We start from the raw sequence: 256 nt of genomic DNA, 5'->3' as shown, positions 1-256 counted from the left end.
CACAAAGGCATGGCCCTTACCGAGGAAGGCAAGCGCGTCATCCGCCACGCCAACCTCGTGGTGGAGAGCATCCGTCGCCTGCAGATCGAAGCCGCGAGCATTCAGGATGCCGCGCTGGGCGCGGTGTCGATCGGGGTGACATCGCTGACGGCGATGCTCGATGGTGTCGATGAGAGCATCTTGGCCTTCCGGCGCAAGTACCCGCGGGTGAAGATCACCATCACCGACTTGCGCCCCAGCCAGATCCTGCAACGCC

The 256-nt window shown here is 64.1% G+C and carries 1 protein-coding gene; it reads left to right on the top strand.

What is annotated here, in order from left to right; translation table 11 throughout:
- Positions 1–256 (top strand): hypothetical protein (locus R0J88_RS21580; protein ID WP_410901115.1); only part of this gene is annotated, 256 nt, incomplete at both ends.

It is taken from the genome of Pseudoalteromonas sp. SIMBA_162 (assembly GCF_046535955.1).
GTDB classification, from domain to species: domain Bacteria; phylum Pseudomonadota; class Gammaproteobacteria; order Enterobacterales; family Alteromonadaceae; genus Pseudoalteromonas; species Pseudoalteromonas marina.
The sequence above is the reverse complement of the archived record's forward strand: the minus strand, read 5'-3'. Positions and strand labels throughout refer to the sequence as shown.